20 protein-coding genes are annotated in these 23,603 nt (G+C 74.4%); 15 read left to right on the forward strand and 5 right to left on the reverse strand.

Translation table 11 applies throughout. The features are described 5' to 3' along the window. The first annotated feature begins 42 nt into the window (after nt 1-42). From ACFVUH_RS24935 to ACFVUH_RS24945, 3 genes are read left to right on the forward strand one after another with little or no spacing between them, the layout of a single operon-like run. A complete protein-coding gene (locus ACFVUH_RS24935; RefSeq protein WP_387915416.1) occupies nt 43-1,083 on the forward strand; it encodes a substrate-binding domain-containing protein in 1,041 nt (346 codons plus the stop codon). Beyond that, nucleotides 1,076-2,710, forward strand: a complete 1,635-nt coding sequence (locus ACFVUH_RS24940) for a sugar ABC transporter ATP-binding protein (protein WP_387915417.1) — start codon at nt 1,076-1,078, stop codon at nt 2,708-2,710. Before ACFVUH_RS24935 ends, ACFVUH_RS24940 begins: the two co-directional genes overlap by 8 nt. After that, nucleotides 2,707-3,804 (forward strand): ABC transporter permease, encoded by a 1,098-nt coding sequence (locus ACFVUH_RS24945; RefSeq protein ID WP_387915418.1) that lies wholly within the window; start codon nt 2,707-2,709, stop codon nt 3,802-3,804. Before ACFVUH_RS24940 ends, ACFVUH_RS24945 begins: the two co-directional genes overlap by 4 nt. Before the next feature lie 46 nt (nt 3,805-3,850). Here ACFVUH_RS24945 and ACFVUH_RS24950 read toward each other — a convergent pair whose 3' ends face one another. Beyond that, nucleotides 3,851-4,660 (reverse strand): DeoR/GlpR family DNA-binding transcription regulator, encoded by an 810-nt coding sequence (locus tag ACFVUH_RS24950; protein ID WP_355367670.1) that lies wholly within the window; start codon nt 4,658-4,660, stop codon nt 3,851-3,853. A gap of 437 nt (nt 4,661-5,097) precedes the next feature. Continuing rightward, nucleotides 5,098-5,490, reverse strand: a complete 393-nt coding sequence (locus tag ACFVUH_RS24955; RefSeq protein ID WP_355367667.1) for a transglycosylase family protein — start codon at nt 5,488-5,490, stop codon at nt 5,098-5,100. A 591-nt stretch (nt 5,491-6,081) separates the two neighbouring features. Here ACFVUH_RS24955 and ACFVUH_RS24960 point away from each other — a divergent pair. Continuing rightward, nucleotides 6,082-6,495, forward strand: a complete 414-nt coding sequence (locus ACFVUH_RS24960; protein ID WP_355367778.1) for a universal stress protein — start codon at nt 6,082-6,084, stop codon at nt 6,493-6,495. Nucleotides 6,496-6,619: 124 nt separating this feature from the next. Here the strand turns inward: ACFVUH_RS24960 and ACFVUH_RS24965 are convergent, their stop codons facing one another. Continuing rightward, nucleotides 6,620-6,928 (reverse strand): chaplin, encoded by a 309-nt coding sequence (locus ACFVUH_RS24965; RefSeq protein ID WP_387915419.1) that lies wholly within the window; start codon nt 6,926-6,928, stop codon nt 6,620-6,622. Between the two features lie 199 nt (nt 6,929-7,127). Here ACFVUH_RS24965 and ACFVUH_RS24970 point away from each other — a divergent pair, with 199 nt between their 5' ends. The 8 genes from ACFVUH_RS24970 to yidD all read left to right on the forward strand — a co-directional run bounded on the left by ACFVUH_RS24970 (nt 7,128) and on the right by yidD (nt 16,452). Continuing rightward, nucleotides 7,128-8,696 (forward strand): PLP-dependent aminotransferase family protein, encoded by a 1,569-nt coding sequence (locus ACFVUH_RS24970; protein WP_387915420.1) that lies wholly within the window; start codon nt 7,128-7,130, stop codon nt 8,694-8,696. A 231-nt stretch (nt 8,697-8,927) separates the two neighbouring features. After that, nucleotides 8,928-9,437: a hypothetical protein gene (locus ACFVUH_RS24975; RefSeq protein WP_355367658.1), complete on the forward strand. Its 510-nt coding sequence runs from the start codon at nt 8,928-8,930 to the stop codon at nt 9,435-9,437. 180 nt (nt 9,438-9,617) lie between these two features. Further along, nucleotides 9,618-10,460, forward strand: a complete 843-nt coding sequence (locus ACFVUH_RS24980; RefSeq protein WP_387915421.1) for a DUF1963 domain-containing protein — start codon at nt 9,618-9,620, stop codon at nt 10,458-10,460. A gap of 185 nt (nt 10,461-10,645) precedes the next feature. Continuing rightward, the gene (locus ACFVUH_RS24985) at nt 10,646-11,710 is read left to right on the forward strand and encodes a hypothetical protein (RefSeq protein WP_387915422.1); all 1,065 of its coding nucleotides are present in this window, start codon (nt 10,646-10,648) and stop codon (nt 11,708-11,710) included. A 485-nt stretch (nt 11,711-12,195) separates the two neighbouring features. Next, a complete protein-coding gene (locus tag ACFVUH_RS24990) occupies nt 12,196-13,608 on the forward strand; it encodes a family 2B encapsulin nanocompartment shell protein (protein ID WP_355367649.1) in 1,413 nt (470 codons plus the stop codon). 220 nt (nt 13,609-13,828) lie between these two features. Next, complete coding sequence (locus tag ACFVUH_RS24995; RefSeq protein ID WP_387915423.1) at nt 13,829-14,848, forward strand: hypothetical protein; 1,020 nt, start codon at nt 13,829-13,831, stop codon at nt 14,846-14,848. A gap of 137 nt (nt 14,849-14,985) precedes the next feature. Then, nucleotides 14,986-15,759 (forward strand): hypothetical protein, encoded by a 774-nt coding sequence (locus tag ACFVUH_RS25000; RefSeq protein WP_355367643.1) that lies wholly within the window; start codon nt 14,986-14,988, stop codon nt 15,757-15,759. Between the two features lie 111 nt (nt 15,760-15,870). Beyond that, nucleotides 15,871-16,452 (forward strand): membrane protein insertion efficiency factor YidD, encoded by a 582-nt coding sequence (gene yidD / locus ACFVUH_RS25005; protein WP_355367640.1) that lies wholly within the window; start codon nt 15,871-15,873, stop codon nt 16,450-16,452. Between the two features lie 110 nt (nt 16,453-16,562). Here yidD and ACFVUH_RS25010 read toward each other — a convergent pair whose 3' ends face one another. After that, on the reverse strand, nt 16,563-18,908 hold the full coding sequence (locus tag ACFVUH_RS25010; protein WP_387915424.1) for a glycosyl hydrolase family 18 protein: 2,346 nt from the start codon (nt 18,906-18,908) through the stop codon (nt 16,563-16,565). A 318-nt stretch (nt 18,909-19,226) separates the two neighbouring features. Here ACFVUH_RS25010 and ACFVUH_RS25015 point away from each other — a divergent pair, with 318 nt between their 5' ends. The 3 genes from ACFVUH_RS25015 to ACFVUH_RS25025 all read left to right on the forward strand — a co-directional run bounded on the left by ACFVUH_RS25015 (nt 19,227) and on the right by ACFVUH_RS25025 (nt 21,821). Next, nucleotides 19,227-19,829, forward strand: coding sequence for a class I SAM-dependent methyltransferase (locus ACFVUH_RS25015; RefSeq protein WP_387915425.1), 603 nt, complete (start codon nt 19,227-19,229; stop codon nt 19,827-19,829). Between the two features lie 165 nt (nt 19,830-19,994). Next, nucleotides 19,995-20,579 carry a TerD family protein gene (locus ACFVUH_RS25020; protein ID WP_355367631.1) on the forward strand — a complete coding sequence of 195 codons (585 nt, stop codon included), beginning with the start codon at nt 19,995-19,997 and terminating at the stop codon, nt 20,577-20,579. Nucleotides 20,580-20,735: 156 nt separating this feature from the next. Further along, nucleotides 20,736-21,821, forward strand: a complete 1,086-nt coding sequence (locus tag ACFVUH_RS25025) for a DUF5954 family protein (RefSeq protein ID WP_387915426.1) — start codon at nt 20,736-20,738, stop codon at nt 21,819-21,821. A gap of 85 nt (nt 21,822-21,906) precedes the next feature. On the opposite strand, the gene ACFVUH_RS25030 is transcribed toward ACFVUH_RS25025, so the two are convergent. Continuing rightward, on the reverse strand, nt 21,907-23,502 hold the full coding sequence (locus ACFVUH_RS25030) for a lytic murein transglycosylase (RefSeq protein WP_387915427.1): 1,596 nt from the start codon (nt 23,500-23,502) through the stop codon (nt 21,907-21,909). Nucleotides 23,503-23,603 lie beyond the last annotated feature (101 nt).

Below are 23,603 nucleotides of genomic sequence, written 5' to 3' on the forward strand. Positions count from 1 at the left end.
TGAAATCTGTTTGGTTCTGCTTGATGAGGAGCGGTCCAGTCCATGACCAGAAGCACCAGCCGCCGCGCTGCGGTCGGCTCCCTCCTGCTCGCCCTCGGCCTGACCGCCGCCTGCTCCGACGGGCAGGAGACGACCACCGGCAAGGCCTCGGCGGCACCCGTCGACGGGAAGATCTCGATCACCTACCTGCAGAAGCAGGGCGACCAGGAGTACTTCATCGGCGAGGCCGCCGGCGCCAAGGCCAAGGCCGCCGAACTCGGCATCGACCTCAAGGTGGTCAACCTCGGCAGCGACGCCAACAAGACGGTCAGCGAGGTGCAGGGGGCCGTCGCCCGGAAGACCAACGGGGTGATCGTCGTCGTCCCCGACCCGGCCGTCGGGCCGCAGGTCGTGCGGACCCTCCGGGACGCCGGGACCGCCCTGCTCACCTCCGACGACCAGGTCTGCGCCACCGGCCCCGACCCGGCCGCCTGCGCCAAGGCCGACCTGGTGCCGCGGATCGGCTTCAGCGGCGCCCAGATGGGCGCCGAGGTCGGCCGGCGCGCCGCCGAGGAGTACACCAAGGCGGGCTGGTCGGCGGCCGACACCCGGGTCGTCTCGGCCTGGAAGCAGGACGTCACCGTCTGCGGGGACCGCGTCAAGGCGGCCAAGGAGGCCTTCGATTCGGCCGCCCCCGGCGTGCGGACCATCGACGTCGCCACCGACAACACCCCCACCGGCGCGCAGGACAAGGTCGCCGCGACCGTCACCGCCAACCCGGGCGTCAAGCACTGGGTGGTGTGGGGCTGCAACGACGAGAACGTGCACGGCGGCGTCACCGCGCTGCAGAACGCCGGCCTCGGCGCGAACGACGTGATCGGCGTCGGCCTCGGCGCCTACCTCGCCTGCAAGGACTGGAGCGCGGGCAAGCCGACCGGGATGAAGGCCGCGCTGTTCATCAACGGGCGGGAGGTCGGCGCGCTCGCCGTCCAGACCATGTACGACAAGCTCAAGAACGGCAAGGAGTTCCCGGCCGAGCTGTTCGCGCGCGCCACCATGGTCGACGCCGCCACCTGGCAGGGCGCGGGAGTCACCTGTGGCTGACCGGGCCGCCGAGCCGTCGGCCACCCCGGAGCCGCCCGGGCCCCGGCCGCCCACCGGGCAGCGGCCCGCCCCGCAACCGCCCGGCACCACCGGCGTCGCGGCCCTCACCAAGACCTTCGGCGCCGTCCGGGCCCTGAGCGGCGTCACCCTCGACTTCCCCCGCGGGACGGTCACCGCGCTGATGGGCGAGAACGGCGCGGGCAAGTCCACCCTGCTGAAGATCCTCACCGGCGACCACCGGCCCACCGAGGGCCGCGTCCTGCTCGACGGCCACCCCGTCGACCTGCGCTCCCCGGCCCAGGCCCGGGCCCTCGGCATCCGGATCGTCCCGCAGGAACCGGAGATCGTCCCGCACGTCTCGGTCGCCGAGAACGTCTACGCCGGCGCCCTCCCCACCGGCCGGGGCCGCCGGCTGGACCGCGCCGCGCTGCGCCGCCGGATCACCGCCGACCTCGACCGGCTCGGCTTCACCGGCGTCCTCGACCCCGACCTGCCCGGCTCCCGGCTCACCGCCGCCCAGCGCCAACTGGTCGAAATCATGCGCGCGCTGACCGGTGGGGCCGGCGAGGCCAAGCTGATCGCCTTCGACGAGCCCACCTCCTCGCTGTCCGAGCACGAGGCCGACACCCTCTTCGCGCTCATCGGCCGGCTGCGCGCCGAGGGCGTCGCGGTCGTCTACGTCTCGCACCGGATGCGCGAGATCTTCCGGCTCGCCGACCGGATCGCCGTGCTGCGCGACGGAGCGCTGGCCGGCGTCCAGGACGCACGCGACACCACCGAGGGCGACCTCGTGCGGCAGATGGTCGGCCGCGACCTGTCCGCCCTGTTCGTCCGCGGCGACGTCGCCACCGACCGCGTGGTGCTGCGGGCCCGCGGCCTGACCACCGACCACGTGCGCGACATCGACCTCACCGTCCGGGCCGGAGAGGTCGTCGGTCTGGCCGGGCTGATCGGCGCGGGGCGCTCGGAACTCGCCCTGGCGCTCGCCGGGGACCTGCCGGTCCGCGCCGGCACGGTCACCCTCGACGAGCAGCCGCTGCCCACCGGCAGCCCCGGCCGGGTGATCCGCGCCGGCCTCGGCCTCGCCCCCGAGGAGCGCAAGGCCCAGGCCCTCTTCCTGCACCGGTCGATCCGCGACAACACCTCGATCGCCGTCCTGGACCGGCTGCGCCGCTGGCGCTTCGTCAAACGTGCGGCCGAACGCGACCTGGCCCGCGTGTACACGGACCGGCTGCGGGTGCGCGCCCCGTCCATCGAGCACGAGGTGCGCAAGCTCTCCGGCGGCAACCAGCAGAAGGTCGTGCTCGCCCGCTGGCTGGCCCGCCGGCCCAAGCTGCTGATCCTCGACGAGCCGACCCGCGGCATCGACGTCGGCGCCAAGACCGAGATCCACCGGATCATCGCCGACCTGGCCGAGGAGGGCGTCGCCCTGCTGGTCATCTCCTCCGAACTGCCCGAACTCCTGGGCCTGGCCGACCGGATCGTCGTCCTGCAGAACGGCCGGATCACCGGCGAACTCGACCGCGCCGACGCCACCGAGGAGGCCGTCCTGCAGCTGGCCATGGCCGACGACATCACCGCGGCCGCCACCGCCGACCGCCCGTCCTTCCCGGGAGCACCCTCATGAGCAGCGCCGCCACTCCGCCCGCCGTCGGGCGACCCGGTTCCGGCGAACCCGGGTCCGGAGAACCCGGCTCCGGCCGCGGACCGCGCTCCGGCCACGGCCGCCGGCGGCGCACGGGCGGCCGCCCGCTCGCCCTGCTCGCCGGGATCGGCGGCCAGAACCTCAGCCTGCTCGGCGCCCTGGCCCTGGTCCTCACCGTCTTCGGCCTGCTCGACGACAACTACCTCGGCTTGACCAACCTCCAGGTGATCGCCGAGGCCGCGACCATCACCGGCCTGCTCGCCGTCGTCCAGACCGTCGTGATCATCTGCGGCGGCCTGGACATCTCGGTCGGCTCACAGGCCGGCCTGGCCTCCGTGGTCAGCGCCATGGCCTTCACCTCGGCCGGGTCGAACGCCCTCGCCGGGACGGCGGCCGCGGTGGCCGTCGGCGTCCTCGTCGGCACCGTCAACGGCCTGGTCATCGTCCGCGGCCGGGTCAACGCGACCATCGCCACCCTGGCCGGACTCGCCGCCTACAAGGGCATCGCCCAACTCGTCTCGGACGGGCGGGCGCAGGGCTATGTGCTCGGCGACCCCGTGTTCGTCTTCCTGGGCCGCGGCAAGATCGCCGGACTGCCGGTGATGGTCTGGATCCTGATCCTCGTCGCGCTCGCCGTGCACGTCCTGCTCACCTACACCGACCTCGGCCGCAACCTCTACGCGATCGGCGGCAACGACACCGCCGCCCGGCTGGCCGGCATCGCGATCAACAAGTACCTGGTGGCCGTCTACGCCCTGATCGGCGCGGTCGCCGCGCTCGCCGGCATCCTGCTCACCGCCCGCACCGGGTCGGGCCAGCCGGTCTCCGGCAGCGAGGGCCTGGAACTCAAGGCGATCACCGCCGCGGCGCTCGGCGGCTGCGCCCTCAAGGGCGGCCGGGGCGGGATCGGCGGCACCCTGCTGGCCGTCGCCCTGCTCGGGGCCCTGGAGAACGGGCTCACCGTCGAAGGCATCAACTCCTTCTGGCAGAACGTCGCCCAGGGCTCCCTGCTGGTGGTCGCCGTCGTCGTCCAGCAGTCCCGCTCCGGCGACCGCGCGGTCGGCCTGCCCGGCTAGGGTCCGGTCGGCCTGCCCGGTCAGCGTCCGGCCGGCCCGGCCGGCCTCAGTCCGTCGGGACCGGAGCGACGACCAGCTCCCCGACGGCCTCCGCCAGGGCGGTGCGGGCCTGGGCGTTGAGGCCCGAGTCGGTGACGAACACGTCGATCTCGTCGAGCCCGGCGAACCCGCTGAGCGCGACCACGCCCCACTTGGTGTGGTCGGCCACCACCGCGACCCGGCGGGCGGAGGCGACCAGTGCCCGGTTGGTCTGCGCCTCGGCGAGGTTGGGGGTGGTCAGACCGGCCTTCTCGCTGACCCCGTGCGCCCCGAGGATCAGCAGGTCGACATGGAGCGAGCGGACCGCCTGGTCGGCCAGCGGGCCGACCAGCGCCGCCGAGGGGGTGGGCGAGCCGCCGGTCAGCAGCAGCGTGGGCGCGCCGGCCGCCGGCTCGTCACCCGTCGAGCGGATCAGCTCCGCGACCGGCAGCGAGTTGGTGACGACGGTGAGGCGCGGTACGTGCAGCAGTCGGGCGGCGACCGCGTACGCCGTGGTGCCCGCCGCGAGGGCGACCACGCTGCCGGGCTCGACCAGGGTGGCCGCGGCCTCCGCCACGGCCGCCTTCGCGGCCGATTCCAGCGCCGACTTCGCCTCGAAACCCGGCTCGTCGATGGCCGTGCCGGCGGCGGCGACGGCCCCGCCGTGCACCTTCTTCACCACGCCGGACCGCTCCAGGGCGTCGAGGTCACGGCGCACGGTCATGTCGGAGACGCCCAACTGCTCGACCAGCTCGGCGACGCGCACGGCCCCGCTGCGGCGCACCATCTCGGCGATCATCGCCTGCCGCTGATGGGCCAGCAGCCCGCTGTCGGCCAAGACCCCACTCCTCACGCTGGTACGCCCTGCGGGACCGGGTGGTCCGCGAGTCCGTCAAGGATACTGTCCGACCGGGTACGGCCGACCGGGACCGCCCAGCCGGGCCCGGCCGACCGGGCACGGCCGACCACCGAGGTGCGGCGGGCGTCCGGCATGCGGAAAGCGATGTCCCCGCCGGTGGCCCGAAGGCGGACCGGGACCTGCACGCGCAGTACCCGGCCGCCGGACGGACGAGGAGTTCGACGACTACTGCGCGCGCAAGCCGCACGTGGCCACCAGCCTCGACGGCCACGCCGCAGAACGCACGACGCCGCTGGACGCCGACCGGCCCTTCAGGGGCCCGGTCGGGTGCAGCGGCGTTGTCGTGGTGCTCCCCGCGGAGGGGGTGCGGTGCTCCCCGGCGAGGGGAGGCGCGGGGTCCTGCCCGGCCAGGGGTCTTACTTGGTCAGACCGGCCTTGACGGAGCAGACCGGCCAGGCGCCGGGGCCCTGCGAGGCGAGGACCTTCTCGCCGACGGCGATCTGCTGCGCCTTGGTGGCCTGGTGGGCCTGCGGCGCGTAGGCGGTGCCACCGAAGGCGGCCCAGGTGCTGGAGGTGAACTGCAGGCCGCCGTAGAAGCCGTTGCCCGAGTTGATGGCCCAGTTACCGGTCGCCTCGCACTGCGCGACCTTGTCCCACACGGAGACCGGCGCGGCGGAGGCGCCGTTCGCCGCGACGAGGCCGGCCACCGGGAGAGCGGTGAGCGCCCCGGCCATCAGAGCCATCCGGACGCGGTTGCGGCGCTTGGTGGCGGTGGTGGTGGCAGCGGCGGTCTCGTTACGGAAGGTCATGGGTTTCCTTTCGGAGAGGGTTTGCGAGCGTGCGGAACCAGGCCCTCGGAAGGCCGTCGGTTTCGGGGACTCAGCACTCGCGTGGTCTTGCACCGTCCTGCTCCCGGGGCGGTGAGGCCCTGGTGAGCGGCTTGCTCGGTGCAACGACTTCGAAGTTACGGGGGCTGTGGGGCTGTTTCAAGGAATCGCAGGTTTAGCCACGTCAGGGCGGGGTTACCGCTAGTAAGGATCAAGAAAATGGGTGGATTTGAAGGCAAATGTCCCGATTTTCAAGATCAAACCTTCTGGGAAAGTGGCCTGGCGCACATCCCGGGCCCTGTGAGGCCGCGCACACGGTCGACGGCGCGTGACGGGCGCTCGCCGCGCCGTGCGCGAATCCGCCCCTCCGGGGGCCGGGAACCGGGGGCGCGGGTGGCCCGCACCACAGCCCTCACCGGCCGTGCCCCCTGCGGTCACCCGCCGTGTCCGGCATAGCCTCGGGCCATGACCAACGAGAGCGATGCGGAGCGGGACGAGGCGGACTTCGAGGCCGAGGAGCCGGGCGGTGCGGTCGCGCCGGCCGGGTTCGAGCTGGGCACCGACGGCCCCAAGATGCTCCTGGCGGGCCTGGACGGCTCGGACTCCTCCTGGCGTGCCACCGCCTACGCGGCCGGCCTGGCCCGGCGGCAGAACGCCACCCTGGCGATCGCCTACATCCAGCCGGTCCTGGGCGCGGCCACCGCCCTGGCCGGCGCCGCCGTCGAGGAGACCACCCGGGAGATCGCCGAGGAACTGCTCACCGCGATCCGCGAGGCCGAGCACCGGCTGCGCGACGTCTGGCGGGTGGACTGGCGCTTCCTGACCGTGCGCGGCGACCCGTACACGGGGCTGGCGCGGCTGGCGGACGAGCTGCGGGCCGACGGGGTGGTGGTCGGAGCCTCCGAGCAGGCCGGGCACCGGGTGATCGGCTCGGTCGCGGTGCGGCTGGTCAAGGCGGGCCGCTGGCCGGTCACGGTGGTCCCGTAGGCGCCCGCGGGGAGGGGAAGGCGCGCAGCGAAGGAGAACGGGCTGCGGCCCCGGGGTTCCGGGACCGCAGCCCTCGGCGTGCGGGGGCGCGCCGGTGAGGCGTCGGCGCGCGGGCGGGCTTCGGTCAGAGGACGGACAGACTGTTGCCGCAGACGTTGATCGGGACGCTGATCGGGATCTGGATCTGGTTGCCGGACAGCACGCCCGGCGAGTTGGCCACCACACCGCTGGCGTAGGCCCCGCCCTCGTTGATACAGGTCGTTCCGCCGCCCTCGTGAGGGGCGGGGGTGTGGAACGCGGGGGCGTGCTGCCCCGGCTCGTGGTGCCCGTGCTCGGGCTCGTCGCAGTCGCCGGCGAAGGCGGGGCCGGCGGACAGGACCGCCAGCGCGGCACCGAGGCCCGCGGCGATCAGGTACTTCCTGGTGTTGGTCATGCCGAAGGAATAGCCAGCCGACACGCAGAGAACGACACAATCCGACCATCGGATCACCCGATCGCAGTCGGAAGCACACACCGATGCAGGAACGGCGCAACCCACCCGGCGCGGCCGACCGGGCGACGGCGCCGGGCCGCCCGAGGGCGCGGGGCCCGGCCCCGGGGCCCGCACGGGCCCGGCGCTAAGGTGCATGACCATGACGGACACCCCGGTCGATCCGCCCCGGACACCCCGCCGCCGTCCCGCCGGATCCGGCGGACCGGCGCACCCCGTCGCCGGTCCGGCCCACCACCCCGGGCGCCCGACGGACGACGTGAGCGCCACCACCGCCGCCACCCGCTCCGACGCCGGCCCGTCCGGCACCGACCTGCACCTCGACCTGCCCGCCACGGGCAGCCGCCGGTCCGCGCTGATGGCCGCCCTGCGCGAGGCGATCCGCAGCGGCCGGCTCGCCCCCGGCACCCGGCTGCCGCCCTACCGCACGCTCGCCGCCGATCTCGGCATCGCCCGCAACACCGCCGCCGACGCCTATGCGGAACTCGTCGCCGAGGGCTGGCTCACCGCCCGCCAGGGCTCGGGCACCGCCGTCGCCGAACGGGCCGAACCGGTCGCCGCGAACCGCGCCCGCCGCTCCTCCCTGCCGCAGCGCCCCACGCACGACCTGAGGCAGGGCCGGCCCGACGCGGCCGCCTTCCCCCGCACCGCCTGGCTCGCCGCCGGACGCCGGGCGCTCACCGCCGCGCCCAACGAGGCGTTCGGACCGGGCGACCCGCAGGGCCGGCGCGAACTGCGCGAGGCCCTCGCCGACTACCTCGCCCGCGCCCGCGGGGTGCGGACCGACCCGGACCGGATCGTGGTCTGCTCCGGCTTCGCCCACGCGCTGCGCCTGCTGTTCGACGGCCCTGGCGCCGTGCTCCCCGCCCGCAGCCGGGGCCCGCTCGCCGTCGAGGGCTACGGACTGCCCTTCCACCGCGGTCTGCTGGCCGCCGCCGGGGTCACCACCGCCCCGCTCCCGCTCGACGAGCACGGCGCGCGGGTCGGCGCGCTGGCGGACCAGCGCGAGGTCCGGACCGTGCTGCTCACCCCCGCCCACCAGTTCCCGACCGGGGGACCGCTGCACGCGGGCCGGCGGGCGGCCGTGGTGGACTGGGCGCGCGGGCGCGGCGGGCTGGTCCTGGAGGACGACTACGACGGTGAGTTCCGCTACGACCGGCAGCCGGTCGGTGCGGTGCAGGGACTGGACCCGGAGCGGGTGGTCTACCTCGGGACGGCCGGCAAGAGCCTCAGCCCGGCCCTGCGGCTCGGCTGGATGGTGCTGCCCGACCACCTGGTGGACCGGGTGGTCGCCGCCAAGGGGGAGCGCGAGGGCTGGGCGAGCGCGCTGGACCAGCTGACCCTGGCGGAGTTCATCGACTCGGGCGGCTACGACCGGCACGTGCGGCGGATGCGCCGCCGCTACCGCGAGCGCCGCGACCGGCTGGTCGACGCCCTGGCCGAACGGGCCCCGCACGTCGAGGTCACCGGGATCGCGGCCGGACTGCACGCGGTGCTCCGGCTGGCGCCCGGCACGGAGCGCTCGGTGCTCAAGGCGGCGGCCTACCGGGGGCTGGCCCTGGACGGGCTGGCGGACTTCCGGCACCCGCTGCTGGCCCCGGAGGCGATGCCGGCGGTGGACGGCCTGGTGGTCGGCTACGCGACCCCGCCCGACCACGCCTACCCGGCGGCCGTGGAGGCGCTCTGCGCGATCCTGCCGCCGCCGCTCTGACGGAGCACGGGCCCGGCCGCTCGGCGCCCGGTCCGCCGGACCGCTCCGTCGCCCGGCCCGTGGGCGAGCCGCCGTCCCGCGCGGCGGGAGGGGAGGGTAGGGCTCCGGACACCCGGGAGCGAAGCGAACCGGAAGGTAATGGCCCGGGCGTCCGCTCGCCGGTCATATGCCGGTACGGACCGGGGCGGAAGCCGCCGCCGCGACCCGGACGGCCGCCTACGCTCACTGGTCATGCGCACTTCACTCAAGAGCCGTCTCGGCCTCCCCGCGGTCCTCGCCTTCCTGGTCGCCCTGCTGCTGTCGGCGACCCCCGCCCACGCCGGCACCCCGGTACTGTCCGTCGCCGTCGACAAGGCGACCGCCACCCCGGGCTCCTCCGTCACCCTCACGCTCACCCTGACCAACACGCACGACACCGCCGCGCAGTTCGTCTACGAGTCCATCCAGCCGACCTACGCCACCACCCTGAACACCGGCCTGAAGTACGGCTTCTCCGCCTGTGGCGGCAACGTCACCAGCTGTGACACCGGCGCCACCAGCGGCCTGGTCCACCACTCCGTCCCGGTCGCGGCCGGCGCCACCACCACGGTCACCCTGACCTACGCCATCGGCGCCGACTCGGTCTGCGGCAACGGCGCGCGGATCGACTTCTACACCTACCTCTACTACGAGTACGCGAACGGCACCGCCAACGACTCCGGCGTCTTCCAGGTCCCCGGCAACGAGGTCGTCTGCTCCTGACGGCCCGCGTCCCCTCTCCTTCCGTGACCCCCCGTCAGGCGCCGCTCGCCCCCGTGGCGGCACCTGACGGGGGCTTCGCCGTTCCCGGTGCCCGTCCGCGTGCCTGCCCGTGTGTCCGTCCGCCCGCCCGGGCAGCGGCTGCCGCCCGGCGTTGTCGTACCCCCGTGACAGGCTTGGCGCATGGCCGAACTGGTGACCACCGACACCCGCGTGACCGTCCCCGGCGAGGGCGTGCCGCCGATACCCGGCGAGGTCGCGGAGCTGATCCGCGCCCGGGCCGGCGAGCGGCTGGCACCGCTGGTCCACGGGCTGTTCCGCTCCTCCCTCGTCCTCGATCCCGTGGCGGACACCGCGGACACCGCGGACACCGGTGACGCCGGCGGTGCCGCGCACGACGACGTGGTCGGCCGGCTCGGCGGGCTGCCCGCGCTGCCGGCGGGCACGGCCTGGCCGGAGTTCGCCGACCGTCCGATGCAGCTGCTCGCCCAGCTCGACTGCGCCGAGCTCGCCGCGGCCTTCCTGGCCACCGGACCGGACGCCGGCGGCTGGCCGCTGCCCGCCGACGGACTGCTGCTCTTCTTCCACGACGAGTGGCTCACCGACTTCACCGGCCGCGGCTGCCGGGTCCTGCACGTGGCCGCCGGTGCTCCGCCGCGGCCGGCGCCGCTCACCGAGCGTGGCACTCCCGCCGTGCCGGCCGTCCCGGTCCGGGCTGCCCGGGCGCTGTCCGCGCCGTCCTACCAGGACCGCGAGCTGGAGCGGCTGTTCCCCGACGACTTCCTGATCGCCCTCGACCTCGCCCAGGACCTCGCCGAGCAGCTGCCCCGCCCCGCGGTCCGGGTGCTCGGCTGGTGCGACACCGACACCGGCCGCCCCGAGGGCCACCGCCCGCTGCTCCAGATCGAGAGCGGCGTGCTGGCCGCCGACTGGGGCGAGTGCGTCAACGTCTCCTTCTGGATCACCCCCGACGACCTCGCGGCCGGCCGCTTCGACCGGGTCCGGCAGGGCTTCGAGGTCGCCTGACCGGCGGGAGGCCGGATCCGCGTCCACGGGGGCGGAGTGCGTGCGGTCGGGGGCACCTCCCGGCCGCAGGCCGGGGCGGACGGCCCGGCAGGCGGGAGTTCGAGGGCAGCACCTAGGCTGGGAGGAGCCCGGGCGAGGCGTCGGTCCGGGTGTGGCCGGAGCGCGCGGCGGACGGTGGGACGGACGTGGCCCCAACGACAGACCCGGGCCCCGGGCGCCCGGAACAGCCCGGGGCACCCGGGGCCGACGAGAGCGCCCCCGTCGTCGAGCTGATGCGCTCGATGCGCGCCCACCCGGCCCGGATGCCGGAGCTGCTGGCGGTCTTCGCCGTCCGCCACCGCGGGCCCCGGGCCGCCCGCCGGGTCGCGGAGCTCCGGGCGGCGCATCCGGACGCCCCGGAGCGCGACCTGGCCCGGCGGGCCGTCGACCGCGCCCGCCGGGCCAGCCAGAACGAGGGCGCGTTCGTCGCGGGCCCCTTCCTCTGGATGGCCCCGTTCGCCTTCTGCATCGCGCTGCTGGCCCAGGGCCAGCTGCTGCTGGAGCTGGCCGCCCTCGCGGGCAAGGACCCCACGGACCGGGCCCGGGCCCCCGAACTGCTCGTCCTCCAGGGGGCGCACCCGGACCTCGCGAGTGCCGAGCGGGCCATCGAGGCCGGCCCGCCGCCGGAGGCGGACGCCGCTCGCCCCGGCCGGTTCCGGGGGTTCGCCGCACTGGTGTGGCGGATGGCCCGCCTGCTCGGGCTGACCAGCGAGGACGTCGTCCCGCCGCCGTCCCGGTGGCGGACCGCGGGGGAGTGGGCACTGCTCGCCCTGGTGTTCCTGGTCGGCACCGTCGCCCCGCTGATCTGGCTGCCCTACATGGCGTTCTCCTACAACCGGGCGACCGACCGGCTGGCCGCGCGCGCCGTCGCCTTCCACCTCGGCGGGGAGCCGGCCGACTGGCCCGGCCCCCGCCGGGCCCGGACCGACCCCGGGGTGGTGACCGCGGCCGCCCGGGCCGCGTTCGCGCTGCTCGTCCCGGTCGCTGGGGTGGGGGTCCTGTTGGTCGCCGACATCCGGCTCGCCGACAGCCGCTGGCCGGCCCTGGCCCTGGTGGTGATCGGCCTCTCGGTCCTGGTGAGCGGGCTCTGGTGGATGGCGCACTGGCGCTCCCTGCACCCGCCCAGGAACCGGCCGCCGTCCCGCCGCCGCACGGGTCCGCCCGCAGCCCGCCGGACCCCGCCCGACGGCCGGTCGCGACGCGAGGATTAGGCTGCCCACGGGCCCCCGGCCGAGGCCGACGCCGTTCGAACGCAGGTCCTGATCCGGACCCCTGTCCGCAGCCTTCAATCGCACAGTGTTCGAATCTCGAACAGACGTTTGACGGTCTCGCGCCCCACGGGCTGGGGCGCGCGCGCTCGCGCCCCTCCGTTTGGGTGGGGTGAATCGTTCCTGCGTCTGGGCGATTCGCATGCGCAGAAATGTGCGGCCGCGGTGGCGTGCGGTTCTCGGATTCAAACCTTCCGATCGGAGAGATTCACCCTATCGGGGGGCAGTCGGCTGCCGTGCGGGGTTGCCGGGGTCTTGGTGATCTAGGGTTCCGATGGATCGCCCGAGCGGGGCGCACCGCATCGCGAAGGCCGCCAAAACTCCCACCGATACGCGTATCTGATGATCCGTCGAAACAGAGACTCCGGCTGTCGGCCGGCCGTCCGACGGGTCGGCGTGACCCGATCACACGAAGGAGATCCCTGCCGATGTCCGTGGAGACGACCACCCCGGAGACACCGCAGGTGGCGCAGCAGTCCAGCCTGACGACGGCTGCGGCCCGCAATCTTGCCACGACCACCAAGTCCGCACCGCAGATGCAGGAGATCACCTCCCGCTGGCTGCTCAAGGTGCTGCCCTGGGTGCAGGCCGCCGGTGGCGCCTACCGGGTCAACCGCCGACTGACCTACACGGTCGGTGACGGCCGGATCGAGTTCATCAAGACCGGTTCCCAGGTCCGGGTCATCCCGCAGGAGCTCGGCGAACTCGCCCTGCTGCGCGGCTTCGAGGACGACGAGGTGCTCACCGCGCTGGCCGACCGCTGCGAGCAGCGCGACTTCGGCCCGGGCGAGGTGCTCGCCGACCGCGGCACGTCCGCGGACCGGATCTACCTGATCGCGCACGGCAAGATCAACCAGATCGGCACCGGCAAGTACGGCGACGAGACGGTGGTCAGCGTGCTCGGCGACGGTGACCGCTTCGGCGAGAACGCCGTGCTCGAACCCGACGCCGTCTGGGAGTTCACCGCCAAGACGGCGACCGCCGGTACGGTGCTGTCGCTGCTCCGCCGGGACTTCGAGCAGATCCGCGACAACTCGGCCGCGCTGCGGGAGCACCTGGAGGCCTTCCTCGCGCTGCCGCTCCAGGCCCAGAACGAGCGCGGCGAGGCCGAGATCGCCATGTCGGCGGGCCACCACGGCGAGTACCAGCTCCCCGGCGCCTTCGTGGACTACGAGCTCAAGCCGCGTGAGTACGAGCTGAGCGTCGCCCAGACGATCCTCAAGGTGCACACCCGGGTCGCCGACCTCTACAACCAGCCGATGAACCAGATCGAGCACCAGCTGCGGCTGACCATCGAGGCGCTGCGCGAGCGCCAGGAGCACGAGCTGGTCAACAACCCGGAGTTCGGCCTGCTCAACAACGCCGACTTCGACCAGCGGATCCAGACCCACTCGGGCCCGCCCACCCCGGACGACCTGGACGAGCTGCTCAACCGCCGCCGTGACCCCGACTACCTGCTCGCCCACCCGCGGACCATCGCCGCGATCGGCCGTGAGCTGAACGCGCGCGGGCTCTACCCGCACCACGTCGACCTCGGCGGGCAGCAGGTGCCGGCGTGGCGCGGCGTTCCGATCCTGCCGTGCAACAAGATCCCGATCAGCAAGGAGAACACCAGCTCGATCCTGGTGATCCGTACCGGCGAGGACAACCAGGGCGTCATCGGCCTGCACCAGACCGGCATTCCGGACGAGTACCAGCCGAGCCTGTCCGTCCGGTTCATGGGCATCGACGAGAAGGCGATCATCTCCTACCTTGTGAGTGCCTACTACTCCGCCGCGATCCTGGTGCCGGACGCGGTGGGTGTGCTGGAGAACGTCGAGATCGCGCACGGGCGCCGCTGAGGCGCAGTTCGGGCGGGCCCTCCCCGGGGGCCCGCCACGGGCCGGGCGTAACCGGTCCACCCCGATGATCGTTCAACCGGATACCGGACGGCCCGCCCCCGTGGCGGGCCGTCCGGTGTCGGCCCCCTCCCGGCGCGGCCGACCTCCTGACGACGCGAGAGGTGCACGGAGCGATGCCGCTGCCCCAGCCGCCCCGGCGGATATCGATGGACGGGCCGTCGTGACCGCGGACCGGAGCCCGGCGCCCGTCGCCGCCGGGCACGGTGCCTCCGGCGGCCCTCGCGCGCGGCGGATCCGGCTGGCCGGTGCGGCGGCCGGGGTGGCCGCGCTCTGCGCGCTGGTGAGCGGCTCGGCCGCCGCCCGCTCCACGGGGGACCAGCAGGGCGGCGGTCGGCCGCACGGCCCGGTCGTCGAGACCTGCGTCTGCGTCGGGACGGATGTCGCGGTCGGGGTCGGCCGGGGCGGCGTGGACGTCGAGGTGGGCGTGAACGTGGCGGTCGGCGTGGACGTCGACCTCGCCGGGATCCTGCACCACCCGCACCCGCACCCGCATCCGACAAAGCCGACGCACCACCCCTGCCCGTCGCCGTCGCCGAGCCCATCGCCCACTCCGACGCCGAGCCCGTCGCCGAGTGCGTCGCCGTCGCCGAGCCCCAGCCCGACGCCGACCCCGACGCCCCGGCCCACGCCGACTCCCACACCGACGCCCGTCGAGACGCCGACGCCGACGCCGATCGTCACCCCGATCCCCACCCCGGTGCCGACCCCGCCGCCGATCCCGGCCCCGGTGCAGCCGGCCCCGCCCGCCCCGCCGGCTCCGATGCCGCGGCCCATGCCGTCGGCCACCCCGCCGCCCGCGTCGCCCCGGCCGTCGGCGTCCACCCCCACGCCGAGACCGACGACCCCGCCGCCCGCGCCGGTCGTCCCGCCGCCCCCACCCCCGCCCCCGGCGCCCGCGCCCGAAGCGCCCGTGCCGCCCGCGTCGACGCCGACCCCGTTGCCCCCGGCTCCCAGCCCGGTGCGGTCGGCCCCGACGCTGCGACCCGTGCCACCGGCTCCGCCCGTCCAGGCGCCGGAGCGGCATCACGGCGGCTCCACGACCCGGACCATGCTGGTCGTCACGGTGCCCGCCGTGCTCGCGGCGGCGGCGCTGCGCCCGCGCGGCCGGGCCGGTCGCGGTGGTGGCGGCTCCGGCGGCTCCCGGGGTTCCGGCGGTTCCGGCGGAACCAGCGGCTCCTGACGCCGCCTCCGCTTCCCCTCCCCCCTTTTCCCCTTCCCCCTTTTTGCTTCCCGTTTGTCGAACCGCACTGGTCAGGACGAACGGTCCCGATTGCTTCCGATCGACCCTGTCGATCTCCGACCGAGAAAGGAGTTCCCATGTCCGAGTGGTTGGCGCTGGCCATCGCCATGCTGGCGGCCGGCGCCGTCGTGGTGGCGGTGGTGCTGCTGAAGCACCGCCGCGCCGGTGTGAACGAGGCCGCCGACGAGACGCCCGACGTCATCGAGTACATGACGATGATGATCGGCGTGGTCTACGCGATCGTGCTCGGCCTCGCCATCGCCGGTGTCTGGGAGGCGCGCGGCCAGGCGCAGGACGACCTCTTCCGCGAGGCGCAGTCGCTGCACGAGGTCAGCGAGCGGGCGCAGGTCTACCCGGTGGAGTTCCGGGACCAGGTCCGCGCCGACGTCGACGCCTACGTCTCCTACGTGGTGGACGTGGAGTGGACGTACATGCGCGAGAACGGTGAGATCTCCGACCGGGGAACCGAGCTGCTGGAGAAGCTGCGCACCGACGTCGCGACCCGTGCCCCGGCCTCCGACCTGGAGGCCCAGGCCTATCAGCCGATCATGGACCGGATCAGCATCGCCGACGACGCCCGCAACGCGCGTGGGCAGAACGCCGGTCCGACCATGCCGGGCGTGGTCTGGTTCGGTCTGATCGTGGGCGCCGTGGTGACGGTCGGCATGGTGTTCGCCCTGCAGATCCGGCGCTCCGCGCGCGAGTTGCTGCTCGCCGGTGCGTTCAGCGCCCTGATCGCCTTCCTGCTGTTCCTCATCTGGGACTTCGACGACCCCTTCGGCCGCAGCGTCTCGGTCACCACCCAGACGTTCACCGACCTGTTCCCCACGCTCGGCGGCGGGAGCGACTGAGCGCCCTGCCCGGTCCTCGCCCTGGCCGGCCCCCGCGATCACGGCCTTCGATAGTCTGATCGAGCCGTTGGGGGTCGGCCCCGGCGTGCGCGCCGAGAGGAATCACCAGCGTTGTCCCACCAGCAGCCCGGCCAGGGCGAACAGTTCCCGACGACCAGACGCCCCGGACGGGCCTGGTGGTGGCTGCCGGCCGAGGAGCGGCGCCGGCGCAAGCGGCAGCAGCGGGAATGGAAGGCGTACCTGCGCGCGCACGGGGAGAAGAAGAAGCAGAAGGACGACGTGGACGACTGCCTCCCCTCCGGCTGCGGCTGCGGTGGTGGCGGCGGTGACGGGTGCGACGGTCCCTGCCTGATCGGTCTCTTCCCGGTGATGATGGCCGCCGGCCTCCGGTTCGCCCTCACCGGCGGCAGGACGCGGCGCGCCGCGGCGCACCGCACCGACCCGGCCGCGCCCCCGCCGCGGGGCCTGGCCGCCGGGATGCTGTACGGCGCGGTGCGGCACTACCGCGCCGAGATCAGCCCGAACCGCCCGGCCTGCTGCCCGTACACCCCGACCTGCTCGACCTACGCCGTCCAGGCGCTGCACCGCCACGGCGCGCTGCGCGGTGCCCGTCTGACGGCGGGCCGGCTGCTGCGCTGCCGCCCCGGCGCGGCCCGGCGCGGCGGCGGCGTCGACCCGGTGCCGGAGCGCTGAGCCGACGCCCGGAGGCACCCGCCGGCGCACCGTCCGGAAACGACGAGGCCCCGGAGGGTCGGCCGGTGCACCACCACCGGCCGGCCCCCGGGGCCGCTGAGAGCGGAGCGTCAGTTCAGGCTGCTGCTCATCGCGTTGAGCATGGTGGCGGAGGCGTCGTCGTTCTCCAGGGAGAAGGCGAACATGCCCGCCAGGCCCTTGCTCTTGGCGTACGCGCCGCGGGCCTGGACGGCCTGCGGGGTGTCACCGGTCCAGAAGTTGGTGCCGTCGTACACCCAGGAGGACTCGGTCACCGGGTCCCAGTGGGTGTTGGCGGCGGTCGGGTTGAGCTCCTTCCAGGCGGCCAGGCCGGCCTCCGCGCTCAGCGGCTTGGCCGGGGTCGGGCCGGTCGCGCTCTGGTAGAGGCCGAAGTTGTCGCCGGCCGGCACGCCGGTCCAGCCGCGCCAGTAGAACGGCACCCCGAGCACGATCTTGTTCGCCGGGAACCCGCCGGTGATGCCGTACTCCGACAGGCCGGTGGTGTACGCGGCCAGCGTGGTGTCGATGTTGTACTTGCGGGTGCCGGGGGTGATCGGCGTGGTCGGGTCGGCCGGGCTGTCGTGCAGCGGGTCCTGGTGGTTGGTCGGGCCCTTGGCGTCCCACGACCCGTGCATGTCGTAGGTCATGATGTCGGCGTAGTCCAGGTACGCGCCGATCTTGTCGGTCTCCAGCTGCGCGATCTTGTCCTGGCCGCTGGGCAGCGCCGCGGTCAGCAGGAACCGCTTGCCCTGGGCGTTGCCGAGGGCGTCCAGCTGGGTGCGGAACTCCTTGAGCAGCAGGGTGAAGTTCTGCTTGTCGGCGGGGGAGTAGTGGTTGCCGGTGTGGCCGCCGGCCGAGCCCGGGTACTCCCAGTCGATGTCGACGCCGTCGAAGAGGCCGGCCGCCGAGGCCGCGCCGCCCGCCGGGTCACCGGCGACGTTGGCCGGCAGGTTCCCCTTGAGGAACATGTCGAGGCAGGAGGAGACGAACTTCTTGCGCGAGGCGTCGGTGGCGGACGCGTCCGAGAAGTACTTGGAGTACGTCCAGCCGCCGAGCGAGATGGTGAACCGCAGGTTCGGGTACTTGGCCTTCAGCTGGCGCAGCTGGTTGAAGTTGCCCTTGACCGGCTGCTCCCAGGTGTCGGCCGTGCCGTCCACGCTGGTGGCGGCGTTGTAGTCGGCCTGGTAGTCGGCGTAGGCGTCACCGGCGCCGTCACCGGCGTTCGGGTTGTTCTCGTTCGCCGAGTCCGAGGCCTTGACCGCCTGGAAGCAGGTCAGGTTGGTGGGGTGGATGTTGGCGAACGCGTAGTTGATGACGTCCAGCTTGCCGGCCGCACCGCTGGTGTCGACGTTCTTCGCGTGGTAGGCGTTCTCGTAGACGCCCCACTGGTCGAAGTAGGCCGAGCGGAACGGGCTGTTGGCGGGCGCCGCGGCGGTGGTGGTGTTCACCGGGGCGGACTGCACGGAGGCGTGGCTGCCGGAGTAGCCCTGGACGGTGAAGGTGTAGCCGCGGGTCGGCAGCAGCGAGCTGACCGCCACCGAGGTGCCCATCGAGGTGGCCACCAACTGGTCGCCCGCGTAGACCTTGTAGGCGACCGGGAGGTCGCCGGCGCTCACGGTGGCCGGCTGCCACTTGAGGACCACGGCGTTGTGGGTGACCTTGGTGACGGTGAGGCCGGTCGGCGTGGTGACCTTGCCGTCCCCGGTGGGCCCGGTGCCGGTCGAGGTGGCGGTGGGCGTCACGGTCGGGCTGTTGGTCGCCGTGGGGCTGTTGGTGGCGGTGGGGCTGTTCGTGGCCGTCGGGCTGTTGGTCGCGGTGGGGCTGTTGGTCGCGGTCGGGCTGCTCGTGGCGGTGGGGCTGTTGGTCGCCGTCGGGCTGGCCGTACCGGTCGGGCCCGCCGGGCCGGTCAGGGTGAGGTCGTCGGCCTGGTACGCGCCGGTGCCGTACCAGCCGTGCGTGAAGACCGTCACCGAGGTGGTGCTCGCACCCGTGGTGAAGGTGGTGCTCAGCTGGGTCCAGGCGGTGGCACTGGGCGCCCAGCTCTGGGAGTTGACGCCGGTTCCGGTCGCGCCCAGGTAGACGTAGCTGCCGCGCACCCAGCCGGCCAGGGTGTAGGTGGTGTTCGGCTGGACGACGACCGTCTGCTGGCACTGCGCGGTGTCGGACGCCGAGGCGGCGCCGTTGAGCGCGTAACTTCCGCCGTGCACCGGGGTGGTGACGACCGATCCGTTGGCACAGGTCCAGCCGGCCAGCGTGCCGGTCTCGAAGTCGGCGTTGGTGAGCAGGTTGACGGGGGCGGCCGAGGCGGTGTTGAGGGAGAGCGCGAGGGCGGCGCTGCCGGTGCTGAGCGTGGCGGCCAGGGCGAGGGCGAGCGCGCGGCGGCGCGGAGCGGCGGCCCGTCGCTCAACGGGGCGCGCGGACATGACACGGTCGTGCATGCGGTGGTCCTCCGGAGGAGTGGGGGTTCCGGCGGTGCGGTGGCCCGGGTGGGCCGTGGGAGCCGGACCGCGTGCTGTGGGGGCGCGCGGTCGGGTGAAGCACGTGCGGCAGGGCAGGATGCGGCAGGGCGTGCGGGTTCGTGCCGCGGACCGGCCCGGAGGCCGCCGCGGTCACGACATCACAGATTGGACTGGACCAATATTCGCCGTCAAGGGGGTCCGGTGGGCGGACGGTCGGCGGCCGTGCGGCGGGTGCGCGGAGCGTGGGCCCGGTACGGTGGCCTCCCGAGAGGTCCCGCGTCGAACGGAGAACGGGTCATGGACAGCCGCGCCTGGGACGACCGCTACGCCGCCGGCGAGCTGGTCTGGGGCACCGAGGCCAACCGCTGGGTGGTCCGCGAACTGGCCGGGCTCACCCCCGGGCGCGCCCTGGACCTCGCCGCCGGGGAGGGCCGCAACGCGATGTGGCTGGCCGCTCTGGGCTGGGAGGTCACCGGCCTGGACTTCTCCACCGTCGCCCTCGGTCGCGCCGAACGGCTCACCGCCGGGCTGCCCGACGAGGTCGCCGACCGCCTCACCTGGCGGCACGGCGACGCCCGGACCTTCGAAGCCCCGCCCGAGGGCTACGACCTGGTGCTGGTCGCCTATCTCCAGCTCCCCGCCGCGGACCGCCGGGCCGCGCTGCGCCGCGCCGCCGGGGCCCTCGCCCCCGGCGGCACCCTGCTGGTCGTCGGACACGACTCCGGCAACTTGACCGAGGGGGTCGGCGGCCCCCAGGACCCGGCGGTGCTCTTCACGCCCGACGACGTCCTCGCCGACCTGGCCGACACCGGGCTGCGCACCGTCCGCGCCGAGCGGGTCCGCCGCCCGGTGGGCGAGGCGGAGGCGATCGACGCCCTGGTCCGCCTGGAGCGGGCGTAGGGCCGGGCGCCAGGGAGGCCGGGGCCCGGTGACGGCCGGGGATTCGCTTCCCGGGCACGTCCGCGGGGTATGCAGGTGTCCCGGGACGAGGGCGTACGCGGGGCGCGGAAAAGATCTACAGTGCTGTAGATTCGAGGCGCGCAGGCGAGCAACGAGGAGGGCGCGATGAGCGTTTCGCTGGCGAAGGGTCAGAAGCTGAGCCTGGAGAAGCCGGGTGGAGGCCGACTGGGCGTGGTGCGGATGGGCCTCGGCTGGCGCGCCGCGCAGAAGAAGGGCTTCCTCGCGAAGCTGTTCGCCGCCCAGGACATCGACCTGGACGCCTCGGCGGTGCTGTTCGCCGCGGGCAAGCCGGTCGACGTGGTCTTCTTCCAGCACCTCACCAGCAACGACGGTTCGGTGCGGCACAGCGGCGACAACCTGACCGGCGGCGCCGGGGACGCGACGGACGACGAGACCATCACCGTCGACCTCACCGCCGTGCCGGCCGAGGTGGACCAGATCCTCTTCACCGTCAACTCGTTCACCGGCCAGACCTTCCAGGAGGTCGAGAACGCGTTCTGCCGGCTGGTCGACACCCAGACCGGCGCCGAGCTGGCCCGCTACACGCTCACCGGCGGCGGCGCGTACACCGCGCAGATCATGGCCAAGGTGCAGCGCACCGCGGGCGGCTGGCAGATGATCGCGATCGGGCAGCCGGCCAGCGGGCGCACCTTCCAGGACCTCATGCCGGAGCTGGTCAAGCACCTCTGAGCGAGGGCTCCGACGGCCCGTCCGGGGGGACCCGGGCGGGCCGTCGGCCGTTCCGGCGGAGCCCGTCGGCGGTGCCGGGAGCAGGCCGTGCCCGGTCGGGTGGAGTTTCCGCGATAACCCTGCGGTGCTCTCCGCGCGTCCGCTAACACTGGCCGCATGGACGATGACGCTGTGCAGTTGCCCGAGCACCTCACCATCCGGGTCACCCACACCGACGACCCGGTCGCCGCCGTGGCCGGTCTGGAGGCCTGGGCGTCCCGCGAGAAGTACCCCAACCTCATGATGATGCCGCCCGTCTTCGGCTGCCTGGAGCGGACCGACACGGGCGCCTGGAAGATCCTCGGGTTCCACGCCATCACCCCGCAGGCGGCCAGGGACGAGCTGGGGCACACCTTCCGGGCCTGGGCCGTGGCCGAAGCGGGTACCAGCCTGGCCGCCCCCCGTCCGCTCAGCGACGAGGAACGCGCCGCCTACACCGAGGCCTACGAGCGGCTGGAGTGGGAGGCGCTCGACGAGATCTCGGTGGCCGGGCGGGACTACCGGATCTTCCGGGCCGAGCAGGTGCTGCGCTCGGGTCCGGACGGGATCGAGCCGCCCCGGCCCACCGACCCGGACCCGGCCGCCGTCGGCGAGGGGTACCGGGTGCCCTCGCGGGTGAACGGCTTCGTGATCGACCCGGCCGCAGGCGTCACGCTGGTCGACGGGATCCTGCGGCTGGACCTGATGACGCTGGTGCCGACCGGCCGGTTCATCCCGGAGGACGTCCGGGCCGAGGCACGGCTCGCTTCCCACCTCTACCCCAATGTGCTGGTCCTGCCCGTCCACTGCGCCGTCGCGGAGTTCCGGGACGGCCGCTGGGGGCCGATGACCGGCGCCTGCGAGACCCCGCAGGGCGCCCGGGACAGCCTGGCCGCCTATCTGCGCGACTTCGCGCCCCGACTGGACCCGAGCCTCGGGGAGGAGGAGCTGGCCCGGTACGCGGAGGCCGCCGACCGGCTGGACGCCGAGCGGGCCGACGAGGTGCGGGCCGCCGACCGCCGGTTCCGGCTGGTCAGGGTCGAGCCGGTGGTCCGCCTCGGGCCGGACGGGCCGGAGCTGCCCCGCACCTCGGACTGGGACCCGGACGTGCCGCTGCGGGTGCAGGAGCAGCGCGACCGCGCCGCCGGCATCGTCTACGGCGAGGACGAGGAGGACGAGGAGGACTCGGCAGGCGGGCGGGCCGAGGAGTCGGAGAACGGCTGAGGGACGGCCGCCCCGCGCGCATCGGCCCGCCTCCCGGACGAACGGGAGACGGGCCGGTGTCGTGGTGCGGGTCCGCCCGGGCCGGTCAGCGCGCCGAGGGCGCGGCGGCCGAGGGGGAGAGCGCGGCGCTCGGGGAGGCGGAGCCGGACGGGAGCGCCGTCGGGGCCGTCGAAGGGGCGGTCGGCGTGGGGCAGCCGGGACCGGTCGGGGTGGCGGTCGCGCTAGGCGTGGCCGAGGGACTGGCGCTCGCGGACGGGCTCGCGCTCGCGCTCGGGGTGCCGGTGGGGGCGTCCGTCGGCGTCGCACAGCCGGTGGGCGTCTCGGTGGGCGTCCCCGTCGGCGTGGCGCTCGGGGTGCCGGTCGGGGTGCCGCTCGGCGTCGTCGACGGGGTCCCGGACGGCGTCGTGCTGGGCGTACCGGTCGGGGCCGCGCTCGCGGAGGGGCTCGCGCTGCCGGACGGCGTGGTGCCGGGCGTGGTCGGCGGGGTGGTGCCCGGCTGCTCCGAGGGCGAGGCACTCGCGGAGGGCGAGGGCGCGGACGACGGCGAGCCGGAGGGCGTCGCGCTCGGCGACGGAGCGCCGGACGGGGTGCCGGTGGGCGCCGTGGACGGGGTGCCGGACGGCGTCGTGGCCGGGCCGGAACCCTGCTCCGGGGTCGGCTGCGAGCCGGTGGTCGGGCTCGGCGTCACCGGCGCGAGCGGGCTCGGCGGTGTGACGGGCAGCAGCGGGGCGAGCGGGCTCACCGTGCCCGGACGGTCCGGGGTGGTGACCGGGCTGCCGCTGCCGAAGTGCGCCATCCAGTTCCGGACGGTGCGCAGGTACTCGTTGGAGTGGTTGTAGCCGAGGATCGCCCGGTCCAGCTGGGCCTGGTCGGACAGGTCGCGGCCGCCCGCGCACAGGTACCGGCCGGCCGCCTCGGAGGCGTCGAAGATGTTGTTCGGGTCGGCCTTGCCGTCCCCGTTGGCGTCGACTCCGTAGGACGCCCAGGTGGAGGGGATGAACTGCATCGGCCCGACGGCGCGGTCCCAGACGGCGTCGCCGTCGTAGCGCCCGCCGTCGGTGTCGGCGATCGCCGCGAAGCCGGCGCCGTTCAGCACCGGGCCGAGGATCGGGCGGAACGTCGTCCCGGCGGCGTCGACCGCGCCGCGGCCGGCCTGGCCGGACTCGACCTCGCCGATCGCGGCGAGCAGCTGCCAGGGGAGGTGGCAGCCGGGCGAGCGCTGCGCGAGCGCGGCCTCGGCCTTGCGGTAGGCGGCGAAGACCGTCTCCGGCAGGGACGGCCCGGTGCGCAGCGGGTCGGCGAAGGGCGAGGTGAGCGGGGAGAGCGGGGGCTGGAGCAGCGGCAGGGTGCCGCCGCCGTCGACGGGCGCGATGCCGAGCGTGCCGGGAATCCCGGGAACGCTGGTGGTGAAGGGCGAGGCGGTGCTGCCGTCGGCCGCGCCGCCGGGGAGCGTGGTGGCCGTGTCGGGCAGCGCCTCCGCGGCACCCGCCGCGGCGACCGGGGAGAAGCCGAGACCGGTCTGAGAACCGGTCAGCGCCGCGAGGGCGGTGAACACCGCCAGCATCCCGGTCACCCGCTTGCCGAGCCGCAGTCGGCGGCCGGCCGTCCGGCCCGTCCGCCGCGTCCCGGTCCCGGCGGGTTTCCCGCCGTCCCGCGTGGCCTCGCCGTTCCTGCTCACCATGCCGTGCCCCTCCCGTCACCGTCCGGTCCCCCCGGGAACGGACGGGTTGTCACCATCGTGCCCGCCGGTGCATGACAGTCGTCGTTTCCGGAATGATTAGT

This window comes from Kitasatospora sp. NPDC058032 (assembly GCF_042885845.1).
In the GTDB taxonomy this organism is placed as follows: domain Bacteria; phylum Actinomycetota; class Actinomycetes; order Streptomycetales; family Streptomycetaceae; genus Kitasatospora.

Bases quoted from the DNA above. Each gene is read 5' to 3' on its own strand.
- ACFVUH_RS24945 (WP_387915418.1), top strand. From the start codon at position 2,707: ATGAGCAGCGCCGCCACTCCGCCCGCCGTCGGGCGACCCGGTTCCGGC.
- ACFVUH_RS25030 (WP_387915427.1), bottom strand. From the start codon at position 23,502: ATGGTGAGCAGGAACGGCGAGGCCACGCGGGACGGCGGGAAACCCGCC.
- ACFVUH_RS24970 (WP_387915420.1), top strand. From the start codon at position 7,128: ATGACGGACACCCCGGTCGATCCGCCCCGGACACCCCGCCGCCGTCCC.
- ACFVUH_RS25000 (WP_355367643.1), top strand. From the start codon at position 14,986: ATGTCCGAGTGGTTGGCGCTGGCCATCGCCATGCTGGCGGCCGGCGCC.
- ACFVUH_RS24955 (WP_355367667.1), bottom strand. From the start codon at position 5,490: ATGACCTTCCGTAACGAGACCGCCGCTGCCACCACCACCGCCACCAAG.
- ACFVUH_RS24980 (WP_387915421.1), top strand. From the start codon at position 9,618: ATGGCCGAACTGGTGACCACCGACACCCGCGTGACCGTCCCCGGCGAG.
- ACFVUH_RS24990 (WP_355367649.1), top strand. From the start codon at position 12,196: ATGTCCGTGGAGACGACCACCCCGGAGACACCGCAGGTGGCGCAGCAG.
- ACFVUH_RS25025 (WP_387915426.1), top strand. From the start codon at position 20,736: ATGGACGATGACGCTGTGCAGTTGCCCGAGCACCTCACCATCCGGGTC.
- ACFVUH_RS24975 (WP_355367658.1), top strand. From the start codon at position 8,928: ATGCGCACTTCACTCAAGAGCCGTCTCGGCCTCCCCGCGGTCCTCGCC.
- ACFVUH_RS25010 (WP_387915424.1), bottom strand. From the start codon at position 18,908: ATGCACGACCGTGTCATGTCCGCGCGCCCCGTTGAGCGACGGGCCGCC.
- ACFVUH_RS25015 (WP_387915425.1), top strand. From the start codon at position 19,227: ATGGACAGCCGCGCCTGGGACGACCGCTACGCCGCCGGCGAGCTGGTC.
- ACFVUH_RS24965 (WP_387915419.1), bottom strand. From the start codon at position 6,928: ATGACCAACACCAGGAAGTACCTGATCGCCGCGGGCCTCGGTGCCGCG.
- ACFVUH_RS24960 (WP_355367778.1), top strand. From the start codon at position 6,082: ATGCTCCTGGCGGGCCTGGACGGCTCGGACTCCTCCTGGCGTGCCACC.
- ACFVUH_RS25020 (WP_355367631.1), top strand. From the start codon at position 19,995: ATGAGCGTTTCGCTGGCGAAGGGTCAGAAGCTGAGCCTGGAGAAGCCG.
- ACFVUH_RS24935 (WP_387915416.1), top strand. From the start codon at position 43: ATGACCAGAAGCACCAGCCGCCGCGCTGCGGTCGGCTCCCTCCTGCTC.